Genomic DNA, 633 nt, shown 5'->3' on the forward strand with positions numbered 1-633 from the left:
CTGGCGATCGCGGTAGGCCTTTTGCACATCGGCCGTCTTCAGTACGTTGACGCACTGCTCCTGCACGTTGAGCTCGACGAGGCGGTTGTAACGGGCGTCGTCGTCGGTGATGGAGTCGAGCTCCTTCTTGTGCAGGCGATACACGTCGCGGATGTTCCGCAGCCAGGGATTGAGAATGCCCAGATCGTTCGATTGCATCGCAGCCTTCACGCCGCCGCAGTAGTAATGGCCGCACACCACCACGTGATTGACCTTCAGGTGACTCACGGCGTAGTTGATCACCGACATCGCGCTCAGATCGGTATTGGGCACCATGTTGGCAATGTTGCGGTGCACAAAAATGTCGCCCGGACCCACGCCCATCAACTCCTCCGCCGTTACGCGGCTGTCGGAGCAACCGATGTAAAGGATCTCCGGACTTTGCCCCTTCGACAAATCCTTGAAATAGTTCTTATCCAGGTTGAGTTTCTGGGCGACCCAGTCGCGGTTGTTCTGAAAGATCTGCTGAATGTTCATCGATCTGCTTCTTTTGCCTTGGTTTGGAATGTCGTAAAAGTAATACAATTATTTGAGAGAGGCTTGCTCTGATGAAGGGAAATTGCAGTTGGTAGGTGCAGTTGGCAGGTACAGTTG

1 protein-coding gene is annotated in these 633 nt (G+C 54.0%); it reads right to left on the bottom strand.

All coding sequences use genetic code 11. The features are described from left to right. A partial coding sequence (locus KDD36_15215; protein MCB0397998.1) for a carbonic anhydrase occupies window positions 1–516 on the bottom strand: 516 nt, incomplete at its 3' end. Window positions 517–633 lie beyond the last annotated feature (117 nt).

Source organism: Flavobacteriales bacterium, assembly GCA_020435415.1.
GTDB lineage: Bacteria > Bacteroidota > Bacteroidia > JACJYZ01 > JACJYZ01 > JACJYZ01.